Source organism: Rhodococcus sp. NPDC057014 (genome assembly GCF_042673295.1).
Taxonomy (GTDB): Bacteria; Actinomycetota; Actinomycetes; order Mycobacteriales; family Mycobacteriaceae; genus Rhodococcus_F.
The window spans coordinates 1-2,682 of sequence record NZ_JBHUSF010000566.1 but is presented as its reverse complement, the minus strand read 5'-3'; the positions used below and the strand labels follow the sequence as shown (position 1 = coordinate 2,682).

Genomic DNA, 2,682 nt, shown 5'->3' with positions numbered 1-2,682 from the left:
CCCGTGAACGGCGGAGTCTTCGGGGGGAGTTCGGAATCCGGCAGCGCCCGGGCATCCTCGAGCGCCTGCAGCCAGATCCGGGAATGCCGCCGCTGCCGGGGACCGCCGAACACCGGCAGCGCCCGCAGCGCATCGATGCTGCGGGGATCCTTGGTCGCGGCGTCGATGATCGCCGAATCCGGAAGCACCCGGCTGGGGGAGACGTCGCGCTTGCGGGCCAGGTCCTCCCGGGCCTGCCACAGCGAGCGCGCGGCGGCGAGCTGCCGCTGGTTCTTCAGCGACGTGATGTGCGACGTGCGCCGCCAGCGGTCGGGCTTGGGCCGCGGTGGCCCGGCGAGCCGGATGTGCTCGAATTCCTGCGCCGCCCACTCGCTCTTGCCCTGCTCGTCGAGTTCTGCCGCCATCACGTTGCGCAACTCGACCAGAACCTCGACGTCGAGGGCCGCGTAGTTCAGCCAGGTGTCGGGCAGCGGCCGCTTCGACCAGTCGGCGGCGCCGTGCCCCTTCCGCAGTTCGAGGCCCAGCGTCCGCTCGACGATCGCGGCGAGGCCGACCCGTTCGAACCCGGCGAGGCGCCCCGCCAGTTCGGTGTCGAACAGCGTCGCCGGCGCCAGGCCGATCTCCGCCAGCCCCGGCAGATCCTGGTCGGCGGAGTGCAGGATCCATTCCAGCGGGTTGATCACCTCCGCCAGCGGGGTGAGATCGGCGGCGGTGGGGATCGGGTCGAGGAGCACCGTCCCCGCGCCCTCCCGGCGCAGCTGCACGAGATACGCCCGCGCCGAGTAGCGGAAGCCGGACGCCCGCTCGGCGTCGACCGCCAGCGGACCGGTGCCCTCGCTCAGCGCGGCCGCGGCCTTCGCGACACCCTCCGCCGTGGTCACTACGTCGGGCACGCCGTCCCGGGGTGCGAGCAGGGGTACTACCTGCCTGCCGGGTTCTTCGGCGGGGACGGGTGACGAGGCGTCGTCGGTGACTTCGGACATGACAGCTGACTCTACGTCGCTTCGGGATTCGCGCAGCGCACCGGCGGGTTCACGGCCGGTTCCCCGCTGCCTCGACGAGCTCGTCCAAGGCCGCCGGAAACGCGTCGACGAGGTCCCAGAGGTGGGGCGCGAGTTCCGGGCAGCTCATCAGACCGACGTCGAGTTGACCGTTCAGCGACATCACCGTCACGTTGAGGCCCGCGCCGTGGAAGATCGGGCCCAGCGGGTACATCGCCCGGATCAGGGCGCCCAGGAAGTACAGCGGGACCGACGGTCCCGGCACGTTGGAGATCACGAGGTTGTGGACCACCGGATGCCGTTCCGCCAGGCCGAGGGTCGAATAGAGGCGCATCGCGGTGCCGAACACGGCCTGACCGGCGAACTGGGACCAGTCCTGCAGCAGGCTCGCGCCGAGGGTCTCGTTGTGTTCCTTGGACGTCGAGTTGTGCTCGCCGATCGCCAGCAGGCGTTCGGCGGGATCCTCGATCTGGGTGCCGAGTTGGGTGAACATCCCGGACACCTGGTTGGTACCGGGCCGGTCCGATTTTCCGTGGACCGACACCGGGACGATCGCGACCAGCGACTTGTCGGGCAGTTCCCGGCGGCTGTGCAGGTACTTCCGCAGTGCGCCCGAGCACAGGGCGAGGACGACGTCGTTGACCTTGACGTCGAACGCGTTCTTGACCGTCTTGACCTTGTCGAGGTCGAGCTGGGTGAACGCGAGATTGCGGTGGCTGGTCAGCGTGCCGTTGAGGGACGTGCGCGGTGCGGTGAACGGCGCGGGCATCGCCTCGCCGCGCCGGGCCCGGCCGATCCAGCGGGGCAGCACCGTCAGGCTCTGCGGGACGATACGCAGCAGTTTCGCGGGCCGGGACGCGACGGCGAGCAGCCCGCCCACGGCGATGTCGAGCGTGCTCGCCTGCCCCGCGCTCTCGGCGGAGTCGTCGCGGTCGGGCCGCGGGGCGTCCGGTTCGAGGCCGCACAGCTGGGCCATCATGTTCGCGCCGGTGATCCCGTCGACGCCGGCGTGGTGCATCTTCGACATCACGGCGACGGAACCGTCCTCGAGCCCCTCGATCACCCACATCTCCCACAGCGGCCGGGCGCGGTCGAGGGGGATGCCCGCGATGTCGCCGCACAGTTCGGCGAGCTCGTCGCGGCCGCCGGGGGCGGGAAGGGCGACGCGGTGGCAGTGCCGGTCGATGTCGAAGTCGGCGTCCTCGACCCACACGGGGTGGTCGAGGTTGAACCGGGAGTCCTGCAGCTTGCGCCGGAAGGCGGGAATCGCCTCGGTGCGGGCGCCGAGTTCGGCCTTGAGTCCGGCGAACGTGTATCCACCAGGAACCGTCGAGACGTCGAGGACGATGACGCCGCAGACGTGAAGGAGTTGCGTCGACGTTTCGAGGTAGAGGAAGGACGCGTCGAGACCGCTGAGTCGCTGCATGCACCGATATTAGAACACGTTCTAGAAGTTGGTCCAACGAATCGTGGAACCGTGAGGTCTGCGCGACGGCGGACCGGCGAGAGGCTACTCGGCGTCGTTCTCGATCCGGTCGGCGCAAGCGCGGGGTGGGCGACCGCTTCATTAGAACATGTTCTACGGTTGGGGTATGACCCGAGGCTTCGTTCTCCGGCAGGCAGTCGGTGCCGCACTCGCCGCCAACGCCCTGCGTCCCCTGCCCGGCGCGCCCACCTCGGT

Annotated in this window: 2 protein-coding genes; both read right to left on the bottom strand. The window is 69.9% G+C overall.

Annotation, left to right across the window (positions count from 1 at the left end; all coding sequences use genetic code 11):
- The coding region (locus ACFTZB_RS44865) for an HRDC domain-containing protein (RefSeq protein ID WP_378442353.1) at positions 1-983 on the bottom strand (983 nt) is incomplete at its 3' end.
- 49 nt (positions 984-1,032) lie between these two features.
- Complete coding sequence (locus ACFTZB_RS44860; RefSeq protein WP_378442351.1) at positions 1,033-2,427, bottom strand: wax ester/triacylglycerol synthase family O-acyltransferase; 1,395 nt, start codon at positions 2,425-2,427, stop codon at positions 1,033-1,035.
- Positions 2,428-2,682 lie beyond the last annotated feature (255 nt).